Below are 23,170 nucleotides of genomic sequence, written 5' to 3'. Positions count from 1 at the left end.
GCGGCGTGTGGAAGAGCGATGTCCGCTTTCCGTATTTCGATCTCTAGGGAGGAGTGGCTGTAATCGGCCAGTTCGGGCTGTCGTTGCCGCCTCCGTGGTACTGGCGCCGCGAGTTCGATACTGCCGCCCATTCCGGCTGACACCAATGTAAGTTATTGAAATTTTGTGGCTAGTTCACCGCAACGATGAGCTGCAATTTACCTTATGTTACCTTTTACTGTCATTTAGCTTCACTAGCGTGCGGGCGTCGCCGGACCAAAAAATGATCACCGAGCGGGCGGGTTGTCCCGATCCTGCTAAAAAAGGGTTGCACATGACGAAGACGATGGCTCGACCGCATTCGGCCGGTCACGTTCGGCCAACCCGCATTCGTTCGTCTGACCCAGGCCCGTTGAGTGGTGCGCGCTTGCTCGGTAGCGCTTCCCTTGCCGCCCTCGCATTGTTCAGCCTGCCTTCGCCAGCCAACGCGCAGCAGGACAGATATTGGGACCCGAACGGTACCGCAGCCAACCGCGGTGGAACAGGCACCTGGGATACGGCCTCCTCGACCTGGAGCCCCAATGGCGACGGCGTCAGCGGTCCCTATACCCCATGGAACAATGGCGGCGTCGACAACGCCATCTTCGGCGGTCCCAACGGAACGAACGCGACAGTAACGCTGATCACGCCGATCAGGGTGGGCAACCTCACCTTCGACGCCAACACTACCTATAGTCTCACGAGTAGCACGCTGACGCTCGCCGGCACCGCGCCTACCATTACCACCAATGGCACCGCCACCATTAACTCGATCCTTGCCGGGAACGCAGGGCTGACCAAGGCGGGCTCCGGCGCGCTGACGCTCACTGGCGCCAATGTCTTCAGCGGCGGGGTCAATGTCACGCAGGGCATTCTGACAGTCAACGGCGATGCGGCGCTTGGTGTCGACAACAACATCACTCTGTCCGCCGGTGCGAGCCTCCGGAGCACGGGCGCGTTGGCCAGCACCCGCGTCGTCACGCTCGCCGGAGCGGCGAGCATCGGCGGAGGAGTGGGCTCGGCGCGCATCACCGGCGCCGGCAGTCTTCAACTGGTCCAGTCGACTACGCTGAACAACGACGCCAACGATTTCACCGGCGACATCAATGCCAATGGCGTCAACCTCTCTTTCACCTCGGTCGGCAATATCGGCCAGGCAAGCTCGCTCGGTGCCGGCAACACGATCTTCATCGGCTCGGAGATCGGTGCCGGCAGCACCAGCGCGGTCTATACCGGCGACGGAGACGTTTCCAACCGCGGCTGGTCGATGCGAAACGGCGGCGGCGGCATCAGCCTGATCAATCAGGGGACCGGGACGCTGTCGCTGACCGGCAACTTCTCTCAGAGCGGCTTGACCACGGTCTTCGTGGCCTTCAGCGCCCAAACGGCCGACATGGAATTGCTGGGCGACATTTCGGGGTTCCGGCCGATCTTCTTCCAGGGCAGTGGCACCGCCCGCACGATTACGCTGGGCGGTACCAACAGTTTTACCGCTCCCACGGCGATCCAGGGAGTGACCGTCAAGGCCAGCTCATTGGCGAACCGGGGCACCGTCAGTTCGCTAGGCACGGGCATGACCGGTGACGGGACGATCGCCTTCACCAGCGGCGCGTTGTCCTATACCGGTACCGGTGGCGGTACCAATCGCGCGCTGCTCCTCAACGGCGTCAACAGCGTGCTCAACGACGGCACCGGCGCGCTCGCCCTCAGCGGCGCGGTCGCGTTCAATGCCGCCGCTCCGGCCGATGCCCTGATCCTCGGCGGCGGCTTCGCGGGCACCAACACCCTGTCGGGCGTGATTTCGGGCACCGGCAACCTCGTTATGAGCGGCGGCGCAGGCAATGTCTGGCTGCTCAGCGGCGCCAACATCTTCGTCGGGTCGACCACCGTCAACAGCGGAACCCTGCAGCTCGGCAGCGACCAAGCTCTTGGCGCGCCGAATGCGTTGGTCGTCAATGGGGGTACGCTGGACCTCAATACCCATGATCTTCAAGCCACTTCGCTCGCGGGAACGGGCGGCAGCGTGGCGCTCAACGGCGCCGATCTGACTGTCAACGGCGCTGCCAGCACCAGCTATTCTGGCGGCATCACCGGCAACGGAAGCCTCGTGAAGCACGGCACTGGCACGCTCGCGCTCTCCGGGCAAAGCACCTACACCGGCGATACCACGATCAATGGCGGCACGCTGGCGCTGAATTTCACGGCGGCGGGAGCACCTGCCAGCGACATCATTTCCGCCCAATCGGCGCTGAACATGGCTGGCGGCACGCTTGCCCTCACCGGCGCGGCGGGGGGTGTGAACAGCCAGACCTTCGACGGGCTGAACGTGACCGCGGGCAACAACCGGATCGTCGCGACGTCCGGTGCGGGCGGCAGCATGGTGCTGAACCTCGGCACGCTCACGCGCACGGGCGGCCTCCTGGATTTCACCTTGCCTGTCAGCGGCGCGATCACCACCAGCAATGGGGATGGCGCTCTTGGCTGGGCGACGGTCAACGGCACCGACTATGCGCAGGTGCTGGGCGGCACCATCGCAGCCTTCACCGCCTATGCGAACAAGGACGATGCCGGCACCTGGCTGACCGGCGATGTGGTCAGTGACGCGGGCGGCGCGGCCAACACAGCCTTTTTCAACACCCTCACCAGCGATGTGCAGCTCGCCGGCCTTAAATATACTGCGGCGACCAACTCCACGGTGACCGTCGGCGGCGCCAACACGCTCGGCGTGGATGGAACCATCATCGTCGCTTCCAGTGTCGGCAATACCAGCCAGACAATCACGGGCGGTTCGCTCACGGGCAGCGCGGGCGGCGGGACAGTCGGCGTTCTCCACAACGGCACCGGTACCGGTGCCTTCACCATCGCTGCGACGATCGTCGACAATGGCGGAGCCACTGGCTTCATCAAGGGCGGCAGCGGTAAGGTCTCGCTGACTGGCACCAACAGCTACACCGGCGGGACCACGCTCAGCGGCGGCACGCTCGCCATCTCGAGCGTCGCCAACGCCGGCGCCGCGAGCAGCATCGGTGCCTCGACCGCGGATTCCGCCAATCTGGTAATCGAAAGCGGGACGCTGGAATATGCGGGCGCCGGCGCGGGGACGACCGATCGCGGCTTCACGCTCGTGAACGGCGGTCCGTCGCGGACAATCCAGGTCACCAACGGCGGCGCTAACCTGACCTTCGGCGGCGTCGTCGTCGGCCCGGACGATGCCGGACTGACCAAGACCGGCGCGGGCACGTTGACGCTGGCGAACGCCGCCAACAGCTATGGCGGCGCCACGACGGTGTCCGCCGGTACGCTGTCGGTGAACACGCTCGCGAACGGCGGCGCAGCGAGCGGCATCGGTGCTTCGACGGCGGATTCGGCGAACCTCGTGCTGCAGAATGCCGGCGGGCTGCAATTTACCGGGGCGACCACCAGTACCAACCGGGGCTTCACCCTGGGAACGGGCAATGGCCGGATCGATGTCAGCGATCCTGCCGCCGTGCTGACAGTGAGCGGCGTGGCGACGGGCGTTGGTGGGCTGGTCAAGGAAGGCACCGGCACGCTGGAGCTGACCGGAACCAATCTTTACCAAGGCGGAACGGCCATCAACGCGGGCACGGTGCGCGCCGGCTCCGTCCAGGCCTTTGGCAACCAGAACGCACTGATGGGCGTCGCCACAGGCGCGACGCTGGATCTAGCGGGTTTCGCGAACAAGGTCGGCGCGCTCGCCGGCGGCGGCAATGTCGTCCTGGGTTCTGCGACGCTCACCACCGGCGGTGCCAACGGCACCTTCACCGGCACGATCAGCGGCAGCGGCGGCTTCACCCGTGCGGCGGGTGGCACCCAGACGATGCTCGGCTGCAGCAACAGCTACACCGGAGTCACTTCGGTCGTCGGCGGCGCCCTGTCCGTGGATTGCCTAGCCAATGGCGGGCTTGCGAGCGGTATCGGTGCATCGAGCAATGCGTCCGGCAACCTTGTCTTGAACAATAGCTCCCTCATTTACACCGGCGGCAGCACGAGCATCGATCGCGGCCTCACGGCAATCGTTACCGGTGCCATCAACGTCGCCAATGCCGCCACCGTGCTCGGGATCGGCGGCGTGGTCACGGGAAGCGGAGCATTCCGCAAGGATGGCGCAGGCACGCTGATCCTGTCGGGCAACAACAACTACACCGGCGTCACGACGGTCACCGGGGGCATCCTGCGTGCCGGTTCGAACACAGCCATCGGGCGAGGCGGATTTGGCCTGAACAACACCGCCGGTGTCGTACTTGATCTCGATAATTTCAACACCTCCATCGCTTTTTTGAACGGCGGTGGTGCCGCCGGTGGCCACATCACGCTCGGCACGGCGACGCTGACGATCGCGGGGAATGCCGGAGCGGGCAACTATGCCGGCGCGATCAGCGGCAGTGGCGGGCTCGTCAAGGGCGGAACTTTTACCCAGACGCTCAGCGGCTGCGCTAGCAGCTTTACCGGCAGTACCGTGATCAATGGCGGCCTACTCCAGGTCGGGTGCCTGGCTGATGGCGGCACCAACAGCGCGATCGGTGCGGCGAGCAACGCCGCGGGCAACCTCGTCCTCAATGGCGGCACGCTCAGCTACGTCGGCGCGGCCGGCAGCACCGATCGCCTGTTCACGCTCGGCGGCTCGGCCGGAAGCCGGCTCGAAGCGTCGGGCAGCGGCGCGATCGCTTTCACCAACACCGGCGCGATCGCTTTCTCGGCTCCCGGTACCAACCAGACGATTGCGCTCGGCGGCACCAATAGCGGCAACAACAGCCTCGCCGCGCAGATCACCGACAATGGCGCGGGCGTGACGTCGCTGACCAAGGACGGTCTTGGCACCTGGATCCTCAACAACCCGAACAGCAACTACACTGGCATCACCACGATCAACGGCGGTGTGCTCGGCGTCGACAAGCTGAGCAACGGCGGGCTCGCCAGCAGCATCGGCGCGTCATCGGCCGCCGCGGCAAACCTCGTGATCGGTAACGGATCGACGCTGCGCTACACCGGCACCGGCGACACGACAAACCGGCTGTTCACGCTCTCGGCGGGCACCACCTTCCTCGAATCCTCGGGCACCGGGGCGATCGTCTTCACCGACACGGGCCTCGTGACGCTGGCGGGCGCCGACCAGGCGCGCACCATCGCGCTCGGTGGTACCAACACTGGCAACAACACGCTCGCCGGATCGATCGGCAATGCCGGCACCGGCGTCACCGTGCTGGCGAAGAACGATGCTGGCACCTGGGTTCTGACCGGCACCAATACTTATACCGGTCTTACCAATATCAATGCAGGTACGCTGATCCTCGGTAATGGCGGCACAGCGGGATCAATTGCGAGCGCGACGGTCAACAATCTCGGCGTCCTCGGTTTCAATCGGGCCGACACGCTGACCTATGGCGGCGTGATCGCGCAGAGTGGTTCGGTCCGGCAGCTCGGCGCGGGCATCACGATCCTGACCGGCGCGAACACCTACACGGGCGGTACCACGATCAGCGCTGGCACGCTTCAACTCGGCAATGGCGGCACGACGGGTAGCATCACCGGCAACGTCACCAATGACGGTGTCCTGGACTTCAACCGGTCGAATATTGCCACCTTTGATGGCGTAATTTCCGGCAGCGGTTCGGTGAAACAGAGCGGTGCAGGCACGACGATCCTGACCGGTAGCAACAGCTACACCGGCGGGACAGCGATCAATGCCGGGACGCTGCAGATCTCCAGCGACGCCAATCTCGGCGCCGCCGCAGGTCCGCTCAGCTTCAACAACGGCATTTTGCGGACGACCGCGAACATCACCAGCGCGCGCGCCGCGACCTTGGCCGGTGCGGGCACGATGCTGACCGATGCCGGAACCAGCTTCACCCTTGGCGGCGTGGTTTCCGGCGCGGGCGGTCTCACCAAATCGGGTACGGGCACGCTGATCCTGACCGGGACCAATGGTTATGCCGGCGGCACGACAATCTCGGGCGGAACGCTATCCCTAGGCAATGGCGGCACCACTGGTTCGATCCTGGGCAATGTGACGAACAACGGCTCTCTGGTCTTCGATCGCTCGGATAACAATGGTTTTGGTGGCTTCGTTTCAGGCACCGGATCGCTCACGCAACGGGGCAGCGGCATCGTCACGCTGACGGCGAACAACAGCTATACCGGCGCGACTAACGTCACGGCCGGCACCCTACTGATCAACGGCAACCAATCGGGCGCGACCGGCCTCACAAGTGTCGCGGCAGGTGCCGCGCTCGGCGGCAGCGGGATCATTGGCGGCAATGTCAACGTGGCCAATGGCGGCATTCTGGCACCGGGCAACAGTCCGGGCACATTGACGATCAACGGCGATTTGTCGCTGGCGAGCGGTTCGATTCTTAATTTCGAGTTCGGCCAAGCAGACGTCGCGGGTGGCCCGCTCAACGATCTCGTCAATGTCGGCGGCAATCTCGTGCTCGACGGCACAATCAACGTCAGTGAATCGGCGGGCGGGACCTTCGGCGGCGGCATCTACCGTATGTTCAACTACGGCGGCGCGCTGACCGATAATGGGCTCACGCTCGGCGTGCTGCCGGTCGGGAGCAGCGTCACCGTCCAGACATCGGTCGCCGGCCAGGTTAATCTGATCAATTCGCTCGGCCTTTCGCTTAGCTTCTGGGACGGCACTGCCGGGCCGAAGTTCAACAATGTGATCAACGGCGGCAATGGCACCTGGTACCTTGGCGGCGTCGACAACAATTGGACGAATGCCGACGGCAGCGTGAATGCCGCCTATGCCGACAATACGCTCGCGATCTTCGCCGGCACGGCCGGCACGGTGACCTTGGACAATACGGGCGGCGCAGTAACGGCGTCCGGACTGCAGTTCGCGAGCAACGGCTATCTGATCAACGGTGCCCCGCTGACGCTGAGCGGGCCGGAATCGATGATCCGCGTGGGCGACGGAACGGCCGCCGGTGCGGGCTTCACCGCGACGATCGCCACGGCTCTCACCGGCGCGACCAAGCTCGTCAAGACCGACCTCGGCACGCTGGTTCTGACCGGCGCGAACAGCTATTCGGGCGGTACTGCCATCAACGGCGGTACGCTGCGTATCGCGAGCGATGCCAATCTCGGCGCGGGCGCGGGTGGCCTCGATTTCAACGGCGGCACGCTCAACACGACAGCGAATATCACGACGAGCAGGGCGGTAACGCTGACCGGCGCGGGCTCCGTGCTCACCAATGCCGGCACGGTCCTGACGCTGGCCGGCTCCGTGGCAGGCGGCGGCAGGCTTACCAAGAGCGGAGCCGGAACGCTGCTGCTCACCGGCGACGCTATGCACAGCGGCGGGACGACCATCGCAGCGGGCGCGCTCCAGATCGGCGATGGCGGAACCACCGGTTCGATCGCGGGGGATATTGTCGTCAATGCCGGAACCGGCGTCTCCTTCAATCGCTCGGACAGTTCCAGCTATGGCGGATCGATCACCGGGGCCGGCGTGATTTTTGTCGATGAAGGGCAATTGACGCTCACCGGAAACAGCAGCGTCGGCGGCACTATCAACGTTCAACAGAATGCCACGCTCATCATCAACGCGGGGAATACGGTTTCGACGGGTGCGGTCGCAACTGTCGGTGGCGGTACGATCAGCGTTTCGGGGTCTGGATCGGCCTTCGCGGCGCAACGCCTCAACGCTCTCACTTCTACAGGGGCGACGACGGTCAACGTGACGAATGGCGGCACGATCCGGACGACGGCTGGACCGGTGTCACTTGCGCCTACCGGAGCTGCCGGACCAGCGACGCTCAATGTGTCGGGCACCGGTTCGCTCGTCGACATCGCCGGAGCGCTGACGGCGGCGAATGGCGCGCTCGCGGGCACGACCGCGACTGTTACGATCAGCGGCGGCGGGACGGTGCGATCGAGTGGTTTGAACGTGATCGGCAGCCTTAACGGTAACACGACTCCGTCCACCGTCACGATCACCGGCGCCGGATCCAACTGGACGAGCACCGGGGTGCTGCTCCAGCGCAACGGCCAGTTCTCGGTGCTCGCTGGCGGCGCCGCGCGTTTCGATTCGGCGCAGATCGGGACGATTGCCGCGCAGGGTGCGAGCGCGCTGGTTTCGGGCGCCGGATCGACCTTCACGACGACGGGCGAACTGGTGGTGGGGTCGACTGCCGGCAGCGGCGTCCTGACGATCGCCGATGGCGCGCGGGTGACCGCCGGCAGCCTCACGATTGCCGATGATGCCGTCGGGGTAACCGGCGTCGTCAATATCGGCGGTGTCGAGGGCGGCCCGGCCGCCGCCGCGGGCTTCCTCGATGGCGCGATTACTTTCGGTCCCGGCACCGGGCGGCTTAACTTCAACCATATCGAGACCGATTATCTCTTCGCCAACGCCATGTCGGGCGCGGGCGTGGTCAACCATGCCGCGGGCACGACACGCCTAACCGGCGACAGCTCGGGCTTTACCGGCACCACCTCGGTTGCGGGCGGCACGCTACTCGTCGACGGCATCCTTGGCGGTGCGGCGAGCCTCGTCAGCGTGGCGACAGGCGGTACGCTGGGCGGCACCGGCACCATCGGCGGCAATGTCGAGATCTTTGATGGCAATCTCAATCCGGGCGATGTCGGCGGGATTCCGGGCCGGCTGACCATCGCCGGCAATCTCAGCCTCGCACCCGCCGCAACGCTGAACGTCGATTTCGGCGAGGCAAATGTTGTGGGCGGCGCGCTCAACGATTTGATCGATGTGGGCGGTGATCTGACGCTCGACGGCACGCTCAATGTCGCGGTCCCTCCCGGCGGCAGCTTCGATCCGGGCGTCTATCGCATCATCAACTATGGCGGGACGCTGAGCGATAACGGGCTCACGGTCAATTCGGGCTACTTCGTGCAGACCTCGGTCGCGAACCAGGTCAATCTGGTGAACACCACCGGCCTCACCATGCGCTTCTGGGACGGCGTCAACGGGGCGAAGAATGACGGCGCGATCACCGGCGGCGACGGCCTGTGGCAGGCCAGCGGCGGCAACGACAATTGGACCGAGTTCGACGGATCGGCCAACGCGCCCTTCACCGACGATGCCTTTGCGGTCTTCTCGGGCGTTGGTGGTACGGTAACCGTCGATGGCTCGCTCGGCGCCGTCACGGCTTCGGGGATGCAGTTTGCGAGCGACGGCTATATTGTCGCGGGCGACGATATAACGCTCGTTGGCCCGGAGGCGATCATTCGCGTCGGCGATGGCACGGTCGGGGGTGCGGGCTATACTGCGACGATTGCGTCGAACCTGACCGGTGTCGGCGACGTCATCAAATCCGACCTCGGCACGCTGGTGCTGACCGGAACAAACAGCTTTGCCGGCGAAACCTATGTGAAGGCAGGCGAACTGCGGCTCGCGGACGGTGGTGCCCTCAGCAATACGGAGGGCAGGATCGGCCGTGAAAGCGGCGAGCAGGCCGTCGTCACGGTCATCGGCACCGACGGCAGCGGTAACGCCTCGACCTGGACCAACACGGCGGGGCTGCGGATCGGCGACAAGGGCGCCGGCACGCTGAACATCCTCGATGGCGGGGCGGTGAGCGTCGCGGATATCGCCTATATCGGTTACGACTTCGGCAGCCGGGGGACGGTCACCGTCTCGGGCGCCGACGGCAGCGGCAATGCCTCGACCTGGACCGGCGCCAATGACATCGTGATCGGCGAGTTCGGCACCGGCACGCTGAACATTACCGCCGGCGGTCAGGTCAGCAATCAGTCGGGCTGGATCGGATCCAACGCCGGCAGTCAGGGCATCGTGAACGTCTCGGGCATCGGCGCCAACGGCGTCGCCTCGGCCTGGACGAACAATGCCGATGTGCTCGTCGGTTATAACGGCAACGGGACGTTGAACATTGCGGACGGCGGCAAGGTCGTCAGCGTGGGCGGACAGATCGGTGTCGACAGCGACGGCATCGGTCGGGTTCTCGTCACTGGCGCGGGCTCGTCGTGGGAAAACAGCGGACGGATCAACGTCGGCCTTTTCGGCGCCGGAACGCTGCGTATCGAAAATGGCGCGACGGTCACCAGCAACGACGGGGTCGTCGGCGCGTCGGCGCGTGGCGACGCCGTCATATCGGGTGCGGGCACGTCATGGGTCAACACCGAGCAATTGAATATCGGCAGCTTTGGCACCGGCACCTTGCGCATCGAAAATGGCGCGAGCGTCATCAGCAATCAGGGCTATATCGGCGCGAATGATGCCGGCAGCGTCGTCGTGACCGGCGCGGGTTCGAACTGGCTGGTAACCGACTTCGGCATGACCGTCGGCAATGACGGCGACGGCTCTCTGACGATCGAAGATGGCGGCCGTGTCCGGGCTGAGGGCGGCGTCTCGCTCGGCGTCGCGGACGGCGTCACATCGACGGTGACCTTGCTCGGCACGCCCGGCAATCGTGGCGCTCTTGAAACCGGCGAGATCGGCGCTGGTCTCGGGACCGTCAATTTCTCGCTCGACGGCGGCGTGCTGCGCGCGACTGCCGGCAACGACAGCTTCTTTGCCGACTTCGATACGCACGACATCACACTTGGCGTGAACGGCGGCGTGATCGACACCGACGTCCATGATATCGGCATCTCGCCGCGCTTCGTCGGGGCGGGCGGACTGACCAAGGACGGCGCGGGTACGCTGACGCTGAGCGGTGCGAGCAGCTATGCCGGTGCGACGCTGGTGAACGCGGGGACCTTGCTGGTCAACGGCGACCAGTCGGCGGCGACAGGTCTGATGACGGTCTTCTCCGGCGCGGCGCTCGGCGGTAACGGGACCATCGGCGGCAATGTCGACCTGCTCGACGGCGGCATTCTGGCGCCGGGCACCAGCGCCGGCACGCTGACGATTAACGGCAATCTGTCGCTCGCCGGCGGTTCAATCCTGAATTACGAGTTCGGGCAGGCCGATGTCGCCGGCGGCGCGCTCAACGACCTCGTCAATGTCGGCGGCGACCTCACGCTCGACGGAACGATCAATGTGACGGTTCCGACGGGCGGCAGCTTCGGTCCCGGTATCTACCGCGTGCTCAACTATGGCGGGGCGCTGGTCGACAACGGGTTGACGCTGGGCGCGATACCCGGCGGCACTGCCGGCGTTTCGGTCCAGACGGCGATCGCGGGACAGGTGAACCTCGTGAATGCGCAGGGCCTTGCGCTCAGCTTCTGGGACGGCGCGGTCGGCCCCAAAAACAACAGCGCAGTCAACGGCGGCGACGGCGTGTGGCAGGTCGCCGGCGGGTCGAACAACTGGACCGACGCGAACGGCACCGTCAACGCCGATTATGTGCAGGACAGCTTCGCGATCTTCTCGGCGGCGCCGGGGACGGTGACGGTCGACAACAGCGGTGGCAACGTCCTGGCATCGGGCATGCAATTCGCCAGCAACGGCTATGTTATCGCTGGTGACAGGCTGACGCTGACTGGCGCCAGCGCGATCGTCCAGGTCGGCGACAGCAGCGCCGCGGGCGCGGGCTATATCGCTACGATCGGGGCCGAGCTCGCCGGTTCGGCGCGCCTCGTCAAGACCGATCTCGGCACGCTCGTGTTGACAAATACCAACAGCTATACCGGCGGCACAGCCATCAACGGCGGCACGCTTCGCATCTCCGGCGACGCCAATCTCGGCGCGGTTACGAGCGGACTCGGCTTGAACGGCGGCACGCTCCACACGACGGCGAGCTTCGCCTCGGCACGTCAGTTCGATCTGACCGGCGCTGGCAGCTTCCTCACCGACGCGGGCACGACGCTGACCCTGACTGGATCGCTCGGCGGCGTCGGCGGCTTGACCAAGACCGGAGCAGGGACGCTTGTCCTCGGCGGCACAGGAAGCCATCGCGGCGGCACGACGGTCGGGGCGGGGACGCTCTTCGTCAACGGCGACTATGCGGGCGTGACGGGGAGGACGAGTGTCGCATCTGGCGCGACGCTGGGCGGCACCGGTACGATCGGCGGCGACATGACCCTTGCCGATGGTGCGACGCTCGCGCCGGGCGCGGGCGGCGTGGGGACGCTGACGATCGGCGGCAATCTCTCACTCGCCTCCGGCACCCGGCTCGCGTTCGAGCTGGGTGAAGCCGGGGTCGCGGGCGGCGCGCTCAATGATCTGGTCAACGTCGGCGGCAATTTGACCCTCGACGGCACCATCGACGTTGCCGCTCCCGCGGGTGGGGCCTTCGACGTCGGCGTATACCGATTGTTCAATTATGGCGGCGCGCTGACCGACAACGGTCTTTCGCTTGGCACGCTCCCGGCGGGCGCCAATGTCGGTATCCAGACCTCGATCGCGGGTCAGGTCAACCTCGTCAATTCAGCGGGCCTGACGCTCAATTTCTGGGACGGCGCGGCTGGACCTAAGAACAACAGCATAATCAACGGCGGTAACGGCATCTGGCAGGCGAGCAGAGGCAACGACCATTGGACAAACGCCTCAGGTGCGGTGAACGCCGCCTATTCGGACGGCGCCTTTGCGGTGTTCGGCGGCACGGCGGGGACTGTGACGGTCGATAATGCGTTGGGCGCGGTGTTGGTCGCGGGGATGCAGTTCGCGGCGGATGGCTATGTCATCGCGGGCGGCGGCATCACGCTCGACGCGCCGCAAACGGTGATCCGGGTCGGCGATGGCAGCTCCGGCGCCGCCGGTTTCAAGGCGACGATCAATTCGGTGCTGGCCGGGGCGGCCGAGCTGGTGAAGACCGATGCGGGAACGCTCGTGCTGGGCGGGGCCAACAGCTATACCGGCGGCACGCGGATCAGCGGCGGCACGGTCCAGATCGCCAGCGATGCCAATCTTGGCGCCGCGGCGGGCAAGGTGACACTCGACGGCGGTACGCTGGCGACCAGCGCCGATTTGGTGAGCAACCGCGAGATTGCGGTCGCCGGCCCCGGAACGATCGCGACCGCGGCCAACACGACCTTCACCTATGGCGGTCTGTTCACGGGACCGGGGACGCTCACCAAGGCCGGATCGGGCACGCTGCGCGTTACCGGCAACAGTGACGGCTTTGGCGGTTCGACGACGGTGGCCGCGGGAACGCTGGCGGTGCAAGGCCGTCTCGGCGGCGCTGTGACGGTGGCTTCGGGCGCACGGCTCGAGGGCGGCGGCCAGATCGGCAGCCTCGTCAACGCGGGCGTCGTCGCGCCGGGCAACAGCATCGGGACGCTGACCATCGCGGGCGACTATGAAGGCCGCGGCGGGGTGCTCGAGATCGAAGCCGAGCTTGGCGGCGATACGTCGGTATCCGACCGGCTCGTTGTCGGTGGCGCGACCGCGGGCAGCACGACGGTCCGCGTGACCAACCGCGGCGGGCTGGGCGCGCCGACGGTGGAAGGCATCAAGATCGTCGATGTCGCGGGTGCGTCAAACGGCAGCTTCGCGCTCGACGGCGATTATCTGTTCGAGGGCCAGCAGGCTGTGGTGGTCGGTGCCTATGGCTATCGCCTGTACAAGAATGGCGTCGCCACGCCGCAGGACGGCGACTGGTATCTGCGTTCGGCATTGCTCAGCCCGATCGATCCCGAGGTGCCGCTCTATCAGCCGGGGGTTCCGGTCTATGAAGCCTATGTCGGCGCCTTGCAGGCGCTGAACGGCCTGCCGACGCTGCAGCAACGCGTCGGCAACCGCTCATGGGCAGGAACGTCGGGTGCCGACGGCACGGGCATCTGGGGCCGCTTCGAATCGCAGCGGCTGCGCCCTGAAGCCGCCTTCTCGACCAGCGGCGCCGATCGCAAGGCCGATGGCTGGCAGGCGCAGATGGGCGCCGACGCGATGCTCGCCCAGCGCAGCGATGGCGCGACGCTCGTTGGCGGGATCAATGCCCATTATGGCACCGCCGATACTGCGGTCGCCTCGATCTTCGGCAACGGGTCGATCGATACCAAAGGCTATGGCGTTGGGGCATCGCTGACCTGGTACGGGCCGCAGGGCTTTTACGTCGACGGTCAGGCGAAGCTCAGCTGGTTCGACAGCGACCTGGAATCGAATATTCTCGGCGCGCTGGTCGAGGGCAATAAGGGCAAGGGCCGCGCCTTCAGTGTCGAACTCGGCAAGCGCTCGTCCATCGGTAGCAATCTGACCGTCACGCCGCAGATTCAGATGACCTACGCCCATGTCGGGTTCGACCGTTTCATCGATCCGGTCGAAGCCGTCGTGTCGCCGGACCGGGGCGACAGCCTGAAGACGCGCTGGGGCTTGTCACTCGACCACCAGCAGAGCTGGGGCGCAACGGGAGAGGGAAGGCGGACGCATGTCTATGCCACGATCAACCTCGCCTATGAATGGCTGGACGGCGCCCGCGTCGATGTGTCGGATACCCCGATCGAGAACCGCGGCCAGCGTCTGACGGGCGAGCTGGGCTTCGGTGGCAGCTATAGCTGGGGCGGCGGCCGGTTCACCCTCTACACCGAGGTTACGGGCGACACTGGGCTTGCCGACTTTGGCGCGGGCTACAGCCTCAAGGGGACCGCAGGGCTCCGCATGCGGTTCTAGGATGCGGTAGTGGGGTTAATGAGAGAGCGGAGCTCCAGATCTTTCGGAGCGTCCGCTCTTCACCTTTTAAGGGCCAGAAGCGGACCGTCTCCAAACGGCCAATCGGCCTGATCCATGCGTTTCCTTTTTTGGCCATTTTGGCTGCAGGAGAACGATCATGGGTAGGTCAGAATTCGACTATTTACCTCCGCGACCGGCGTGGAATGCCGGTCGAAAGGTTGGTGCAAAGCGGCCGTTAAAGCCGCGGCAGATATGGGCGATTCGTTTTCATCTGGATCGCGAGCATCGGCTTCGAGACAGGGCGCTTTTCGATCTTGCGATCGACAGCAAACTGAGAGGCTGCGATCTAGTGAAGATAAAGATCGGCGACCTTGTCGCAGGTGGTGAGTTGAGAACGCGGGCGATGGTGATCCAGCAGAAGACCGGTCGACCAGTTCAATTCGAAATCATGTCGGATGCTCGCGGGAGCCTCTTGGCATGGCTTGAGCGACGCGGTGGATCGATCGAGGATTTTGCGTTCCCCAGCCGGGTCGACCACTCCGCTCATATGAGCACGCGCCAATATGCACGTCTCGTCGACGAATGGGTCACCGCGGTTGGCCTCCGAAGTGAAGATTACGGGACGCATTCGTTGCGGAGGACAAAGGCGTCGATCATTTACAAGGCAACCGGCAACCTACGCGCTGTCCAAATTCTGCTCGGTCACACCAAGATTGAAAATACCGTGCGATACCTCGGCGTCGACGTTGAAGACGCGTTGACACTGGCGGAAGGCGTCGAAGTCTAACGATCAAATCTCGATATCCTAGAGAGCGAGCGCTCTGGCGCGTCTTAGAACGTCCGCTCTCTCTATTTGATCTCCAAAAGCTGACAGTCTCCAACCGGCCAGTTCTGCCATGCCTCGTAGACATGACACCCGCAATCGGATGGGTCGGAATTGGAAGCGCTCGGTTTCCGATATACGTCATTCCCGCGAACCCGAGACTGCCGGTTGTACAATGACAACCAACGCTGCCCCGGGGTTCACGGGAACACCGATGTTATAATTCGCTGGAAATAGCTATTTGAGCCTTCTTGCAACCGGCGAGTTAGCTGCTTCGCGTCTCAACTCCCCCGTTCGAGAGCCCGCCGATCAGCCCTCAAAGGCGGACGTTCTATTAATTAAAGAGGACCGAAATGGCCGGTTAAATTCGCATGAAAGCTATCGTTTGTACATCCGTTTATCGTCAGTCGTCGATGCCTGAGCTCCGCGGCGATATTAGTCGATTGCGTCCTGATAGCCGCCTTTCATTTGCTACATCAGTTTTTGTGCTTCCGTCGGGAATGCCGCGCTTTCATTGTTTGTAGCCGCCTTCACCAACGAAGTACACATGCCTCCCAGCCATTGCGATCATAGAAATTGGCGCCATTTTGAATGTATTATCGTCAATTTCTTTGCGATTTTTGCAGGCAGCAAGTGAAAATGGTATAAAATGCGTCAAAAGAGAGGTTAATTTTTAAATTACTTTTGCTCCTCAGAAAGCTCAATGCGCTTTTTTGTCAAAATGTCAGTTGCATGATCGCGGAACTATGTCATTCTAAGATGTCCGAGGGTAGGGAATCTTGGCTGATTCCACTGGCTTACTGCCGAGTTATCCTTGGCAGGATTGTCACTGTGCGTATGTGATTGAGAGCGCGCTATGCTTCCAATGTTGTCGTGGTGTTTCTTTGTTATCATGATTTCGTGGATCGGGGGATCGGATGAGGATCAAGTCGGCTGCCATATTGTCTGGTGTTATTCTCTGCTTCTTGCCGGGAGCTGCAGAAAATCCCCAGATCTATTATCGCTCCGGTGTCGCTGCGAACGCAGCCTTGGCGAGTTTTGACAGCAAAAATCCAGACTGTCAGCTCTGGACCAATTGGCAAAAGATGTGCTCGCGGACAGGCCCCAATGGCGAGACTCACTGCGTTTCTTCATCAGCGCCTGTCCGCCCTTCGGCTCCATTCTGCGTTGCCAGAACGGATCAGCCGTACGACGACAGTGATACAAGCGCCTCACAAGCTGAACGATTGTCGCATAGTCGCTACTGCAAGCGCACGACAACGGGACACAGCTCCAACGGTGAAAACTGCAGCCGAGACCTTTCAAGGCCATTCAGTGGACTAGTGCTCAAAGAGCGAAGCCACCCGTGGTGTGCAAAATGGACGCCAGTATTATCAAGACAAAAATTTGGCGCTAAGTCATCTCGATATGGCTTCTACTGCGCCGACCGAAGGGTGCCCGATTGGTGCGCTTGGCCGGAGGGATTAGGCTATGGTCGTCAGGTAGGCCAATCGTCCGCCGGCGAGGAAATAATCCCGGTTCTCTTCAATCCGGAATCCCGGGCCATCAATGGAATTTACTGCCGCAGGAGAGCCCCCAATGCCCGATAACAAGAGCCTCGCACCCCCTGATGGAAGTTCAGGCACGGGAGGCGGCTCGGGTGTCATGATTGGCGACGGCATTATGCTGACGGCAGGTCACGTGATGTACGAATTCAACGAGAATAATACAAATCGTCAAATTCGTCATTTGAGCGGGGCTTCATCTTTTTACGATCCTCGTAACTATTATAGTCAGTATGCATCTCGAGTGGCTGCCTTAAGTAACCCTCTTCCAACTCCAAATCCATCTATACCTTCTAGCTTTAGTGGGCAATTCATTGAAATTCATCTTAGAACTAGTGATATGGTATTTGTAGATTATGGCGGAAATGTAGGAAAAAATGACGCAGGCATGGCAGTATACCTCGATTCATCTGACATTGCCTCGGCCGATTTTGGATTAACTTCTGGCACCAAATTTAAACGTTGGGGCATGACTACTGGAACTAAAGAAGTTAGTTCCGGGTACCTTGCGGTAGATAGCGTGGGATTGTTGATTACTGATACCGGTGCAATCACTCTGCCAGGGGACAGTGGAGGAGGCAACTGGATCGATTTCGAAGGAAAAGAATTTATAGTTGGAAATAACGTTAGCTCAAATCAGACAACTGAGAGCCATTCTAGTTATATATCTTCTGCCGAATTTTATACTTTGAATGACATGCTTGCGTATAGGCAGGCGACTGGTGATGTCAGCGGATCGGAGCCAACCAACCTCATTGTTGGTCGAGCAACTGCGGATACTGGATCAGGCGCGGCAAAAGGAACATATCGTCCAGATATTGTGCTCGGGCGCGGAGGCAATGACGAACTTTCTGATGGGGACATGTCATTTTGGTGGGCATCCGATCGGCTTTTTGGCGGCGACGGCGACGACGGTTTGACCGCAGGAAACGGCGATGACCTTCTACACGGCGGCGATTTTCGTGACTACACCGGAAGTGGACGGACTAGTCTAGAGAATGATGGGGACGATACCGTCCAATATGAGACGGCTGGGTCTCGAAATCTTCACGGAGTCGGCTTAACCGTTCTTATCGGCCCGGCTAGCTCTGTGGGCGCACCGGCGTGGACGTTTGGAACGATTGATGCCGGCGACAAAAGCGCTGCTATCTTTGTCCTCGATCAGATTAGCCCAAGCGCAGAGATATCATTCGGGAACGATACGTTGATCTCGATCGAGCATATCAAACTGACTGACGTGGATGACGTAGTCCGCCTTGATGTAATCGAGGGTGCTCAGTTCGCTGGCTCAGATGGAAAAGGCGGCGTCGCCGAGATTAAAATGGAAGGCAACGCGACAGGGTTCGGGAAAGGCGATCTCATAGATGCCTCTCTCAACTCTACGAACCTTTCGATCGACCTTGCTGCGACGTCGAGCAATGTTAAGGCTCGAGATGATAGCTCTGGAGATAAGTCACTCACTATTCTTGGCGCAGAACGAGTTTGGGGCGGATCTGGCGACGACATCATAAAAGGAAATGAAAAGGATAACGAGATCAAGGGCGGCGGCGGGACAGACACGGTAAATTATGGCGACGGAACTGTACCCATAACTATTTCTTACTCGAGCTTCGGTGATGATGCCTTGATCTCTGTTGCAGATGGTCTTGGAGGAACTGACCAACTGTCAGAAATCGAAAAGATCATCGGCAGTAGCGGAAACGATATCTTTTCCTTCGAGGGCTTGATTCCGACAAACTCCAATTTGACAATCGATGGCGGTGGTGGATTGCATGACAAAATTTCCTTAGAGGAGGCAGTTAATGCTGGCGGAATGAAGCTCGTCATTACAGATAAGGGATCTGGAGACGGGTATATTATGAATAGAAATGGCGCGGACGGCGTCATATATGTGAAGAATTTCCATACCGATATTGTGGGGTCAGATTATTCCGACATCATAAGCGACGAAAGTTCGGGCGATCATACCATCGATGCTGGCGACGGCGACGATAATATTACGGTAGGTGGCTCAGGGGCGACGGTCGACGGCGGCGCGGGCAACGATGTGATCCTTCTGAAATCCGCCTCCGCAACGATCAAGTTCGGTGGTGGAGGTGGACATGATGTCGTCAATTTTGATGACGTCGACGGGGCATATGATCTCGCACTCCAAGGGCTTAACCCTGACGATGTTGAGCTTATCGCTGGCGGGCGGAATGTGTATGCCAATTTCTCTGGAGGAGAGGACGGTAACGGGTTCCACGTCCAATTTATCGCGGTTCGGATCATATCGACTGGCGACACGATTACCTTCCTGGAAAACGGGAAAAATATCGGACCGAATGGAAACGGTTCTTCAATATCGTACGGCGTTGATTCACGAAAGCTCGATTCCATATCGTTCGCCGACGGCACCGTTTGGACGCGGGAAGGCGACGATGTGTATTTCTCACTTGGATCTTGGGTCACGCAAGATTTCTGGGGTTATAAGCACGAATATCCTGGCGTTGATAGGCCGCTCTACCACACGCCCGATAGCTACGTAGACTATGTCAATACTACCTATCTGCAAGCAGATCCGATCGGCGCCCCACCGCCGCCGCCGGATCAAAACCATCCCGGCACATCAGGTGACGACGACCTCAAGCCGGGGCGTGGAAATGATACGGTCGAAGGGAGTGCCGGTAACGACCGCGTTCGTGAAAGCCGGGGGGATGATACATACAAGTGGAATGTCGGCGACGGCGACGACATCATTTGGGGGGCGGGTGCGCTCGACGGTTTCAACACCCTGGAACTGGGCGCCGGGATTCTGCCGACCGATCTGCAGTTCGCAGTCAGTGATTACGGAGCAGGTTTGACCATCACATTTGCTGGCAAAACCGGTTCGGTAACGCTCAGCGGCGCATTGGTCGGAGATGGCTTCGGCGTGGACCAAATCCGCTTTGCCGATAACACCATCTTGTCTCGTGCAGATCTTATCGCCGCGGCCAGTTCGGAGATTGCCGCGGCCCAGACATTTGAGAATGGAACGTCGTCGTCGGATTTCATTTATGCGCCCGCCGGCAATTTTGTCATCGATGCCGGTGAAGGTGATGACTTTATCAGCGTTGAGGGTGCTGGAGCAGGCACGTTCCTTTTTTCCTCTGCTGATGGCCACGATCAGATCAGTGACTACGGTTTCGGCTACAGTCGAAACGACACTCTTGTGCTTACTGATGCGAACGCCGCCGATATCACGCTCAGCCGGTCCGGCGATTCGCTGTTGCTGACCATCAACTCGACCGGTGCGACGGTGGATATCACATCGCAGTTCACGGACGATGACGGCGATATCCACGGCATCAACACGCTGAAATTTGCCGACAACACCACTTGGACGCGGCTTCAAATCCGTGATGCTGCCCTTGGCACGGAAAGCGGAACGTCGCCGATAGCCGAGGCAGCGACTGCCGCGGTCGTGGAAGACGGTGCGATCATTCGCGGAACTCTTGTGGCGAGCGATGCAGATGACGGCGATGTCCTGACTTTCTCGCTCGATAACCAGATCGCCGGCTTGGCCCTCGCGGCAAACGGGAACTGGAGCTTCGACGCGACCAATGCCGCCTATCAGCATCTTTCTCAGGGTGAGGAATTAATCCTCACGGTCAATTACCATGTGACAGATGCAGCCGGCTTGACATCCGCGTCCACCTTGACGCTGACGTTGACCGGCACGAGCACCATGCCGCTAGTCGAGCAGGAATTGATCAACCAGAGATTGGCGGACAATGCCGCGTTTGCCTACGATGTGACCGGCAGCTTTTCCGATCCCGAGGGCGATCCACTCGTTTTTACCGCGCAGCTCGCTAACGGTTCTGAGCTGCCTACTTGGCTGACCTTCGAAGACGGACAGTTCGAGGGCACGGCGCCGATCGGCACCTCGGGCGTCTTGAACGTGGTGGTTACTGCGGCGAACGGCGTATTGGAAACCTCTTCCGCGTTTCGCCTGCACTTCGGACCAGACAACGAGGCTCCTGCCGTCTCAGCGCCGCTTCCTGACATTATGGGTGGGGTCGATGATTCTCTCGATATTTCCGTTAGTTCCTTCATTGATCCGGACGGCGATCTCGTCGCGGTTTCCGCAGCGCTTGCCGACGATTCCCCGCTTCCGACTTGGCTTTCGCTCGAGAACGGACGGCTGATAGGAACGCCGCCTGTCACCGCATTTGGCAACACGTACGCTATAAAAATCACCGCGACGGACGGAGAAGATGAGGGTGGTGCTCAATTTTCCATAACGATCGGGCGTCGGATAGTTACTGGAACGTCCGGAGATGATGAATTCGAGTTGAGCACCTTGTTTGATGTGACCGGTGGGCAAGGGCGGGATCGGTATGGCGTCGTCGGTAATGGGGAGGGTGTCTTCTACTATTCGAGAGGAGATGGGTGGGACGGACTGTATTCATTGGATGAGGGCGTTCGCGCGGATAAGCTTATTTTCACGGACATCAGTTCCGATGAATTGTCTCTTTACCGCTATGAGGACAGCGCCATATTCTTCGTCGACGATAGCAATGATTTTTGGGGTGGGAACCAATTCTCCGGTGACAATCCTGGTGGAGTTAATCAAGGATTTGAGCATGTCCAATTTTCCGATTCGGTTACATGGGATCGGGACGAAATCAGGAACCGGGCGAACGCGCCTGAAATCATCCTCGATATTTCCGATCCAAGCGAGACGGGGTCGTCCGTATCCGAAGCGTTTGTGATGGAAAGCGGTCTCGGCGCAGGGACGATTGATGATTTCGAGGTGGCCGGAGCCAACCACGATTATCTCCAGTTCGATCGTTCTCAGTTCGACTCTTGGGCGCATCTCCTTGGTGCCACGACCCAGCAAGGTAGCGACCTCCTGATCGATCTTGGCGGAGGCGACAGCGTCACTTTGACCGACGTTTCGATCTCTGCGTTCACGAGCTTGAATGTCCGATTTTTCGGCTCGGCTTCGGTGTGACGGTCTGATCCGCAACCTTCACTAGGGCATCGGGCTCTGCGACGGGCTGATTCCGTCCAGAGCCCGCCTTCCTCCGCCACAAGCCGGCGCTACCGAGGGCATCATCGTTCGACATCTACTCATCGGATGGGAATTAGGCGCCGGAATCGGCCATCTGCATCGGATGGTTCCCATTGTGAGCGCCTATTTGGACCGCGGTTGGAAAGTGACCGTAGCTGCGCGCCACTTGCCCCGGGCGAAGGAGGTTCTTGCTGCTCTCCAGAAGATTGGGAAGAAACGGCTTGCTGTCGTTCAGGCCCCCATATTCCTCCACCGAGCCAAGGTCTTTGAAAAACAGCCCGTTTCCCTTGCGGATGTCTTTGCGCAGATTGGCTTTGCGGACGGACAAATATGGCGACCTGTGATCCGCGCCTGGCGTAGACTTCTGGATGAGGCCGTCCCTGACGTCGTCCTTTCTGATTTTGCGCCGAGTTTGAATGTCGTGGCCACCGGTCATTGCCGATTGTTCGTGATTGGAAACGGCTGGACCGTTCCTCCTGAGGGTGTCCTGCCCACTTTTGAGAACATCCTGAATGATGCCTCTACGTCGGAGGTCAGTGATCATATCGTCGAAGCACTGGAAATCGCCTCCGACGGGCGCTCGAGGCTGTCGACATTTTCCGATCTGTTGCGCGGTGACGCAAACTTCGTTTGCACGCTTCCGCAACTCGATCCTTATCGTCTCCAAAGGGCAGGCGAACATTACTGGCCCGTAGAAATTTCGAAGCCGGGTCCTGTTCCTGTGGGTACGAGAGACTTGATCGCGGTATATTTGCCCGAAGAACATCCAGCACTGTCGCTCGTCCAAACAGTCGCCGAACAGCTACCTTGGAAATTTCGTGCCTACGTGGGAGACACAAACCGGGTGTCCACGGAGCGCCTGTTGTTTGCATCCGAACCGCTAAACCTTTCCGAGCTTCTACCTTCGGCGCGCCTTGCCGTTCATCATGGCGGGCTCGGCATGGCGAACTGGTGCCTCATCAATCGCGTGCCGCAGCTAATATTCCCCACCGACATGGAGAAGCTGTTGGTTGGACGCGGGATCGAGAACGCGAACGCTGGGCTGATCACCGACAGGCGGATCGCTGCGGATGATCTCTTCGCGATGATCAAGTCGCTCTCCGGCGCCCCAATTCCTCAACCGGACATATCGGCGATGCAGACGGTGACGGATACAGAAACATTGACCCATCTGCTCCAAAAAAGCTGTGATCCCCGTTCTATGAAGCCGCCGGAACGCAAGCCTAGCGGCTGAAAATGAGACTCGCAAAATGGAACTT

General features: G+C 61.2%; 4 protein-coding genes. All 4 read left to right on the top strand.

Translation table 11 applies throughout. From position 1 onward, the window contains the following. Nucleotides 1-439: 439 nt before the first annotated feature. The 4 genes from ASD73_RS22820 to ASD73_RS22815 all read left to right on the top strand — a co-directional run bounded on the left by ASD73_RS22820 (nucleotide 440) and on the right by ASD73_RS22815 (nucleotide 23,145). Nucleotides 440-14,509 carry an autotransporter-associated beta strand repeat-containing protein gene (locus tag ASD73_RS22820; RefSeq protein WP_056373011.1) on the top strand — a complete coding sequence of 4,690 codons (14,070 nt, stop codon included), beginning with the start codon at nucleotides 440-442 and terminating at the stop codon, nucleotides 14,507-14,509. A gap of 157 nt (nucleotides 14,510-14,666) precedes the next feature. Then, nucleotides 14,667-15,296 carry a tyrosine-type recombinase/integrase gene (locus tag ASD73_RS14035; RefSeq protein ID WP_056373010.1) on the top strand — a complete coding sequence of 210 codons (630 nt, stop codon included), beginning with the start codon at nucleotides 14,667-14,669 and terminating at the stop codon, nucleotides 15,294-15,296. Nucleotides 15,297-16,910: 1,614 nt separating this feature from the next. Then, nucleotides 16,911-21,851 carry a putative Ig domain-containing protein gene (locus ASD73_RS14025; RefSeq protein ID WP_162248160.1) on the top strand — a complete coding sequence of 1,647 codons (4,941 nt, stop codon included), beginning with the start codon at nucleotides 16,911-16,913 and terminating at the stop codon, nucleotides 21,849-21,851. A gap of 175 nt (nucleotides 21,852-22,026) precedes the next feature. Then, the gene (locus tag ASD73_RS22815) at nucleotides 22,027-23,145 is read left to right on the top strand and encodes a glycosyltransferase (protein WP_156377388.1); all 1,119 of its coding nucleotides are present in this window, start codon (nucleotides 22,027-22,029) and stop codon (nucleotides 23,143-23,145) included. The last annotated feature ends 25 nt before the right edge of the window (nucleotides 23,146-23,170 follow it).

This window comes from Sphingopyxis sp. Root154 (assembly GCF_001427105.1).
Lineage (GTDB): Bacteria > Pseudomonadota > Alphaproteobacteria > Sphingomonadales > Sphingomonadaceae > Sphingopyxis.
This window is presented reverse-complemented; position numbering and strand designations above follow the sequence as displayed.

Bases quoted from the DNA above. Each gene is read 5' to 3' on its own strand.
- ASD73_RS14035 (WP_056373010.1), top strand. From the start codon at position 14,667: ATGGGTAGGTCAGAATTCGACTATTTACCTCCGCGACCGGCGTGGAAT.
- ASD73_RS14025 (WP_162248160.1), top strand. From the start codon at position 16,911: ATGCCCGATAACAAGAGCCTCGCACCCCCTGATGGAAGTTCAGGCACG.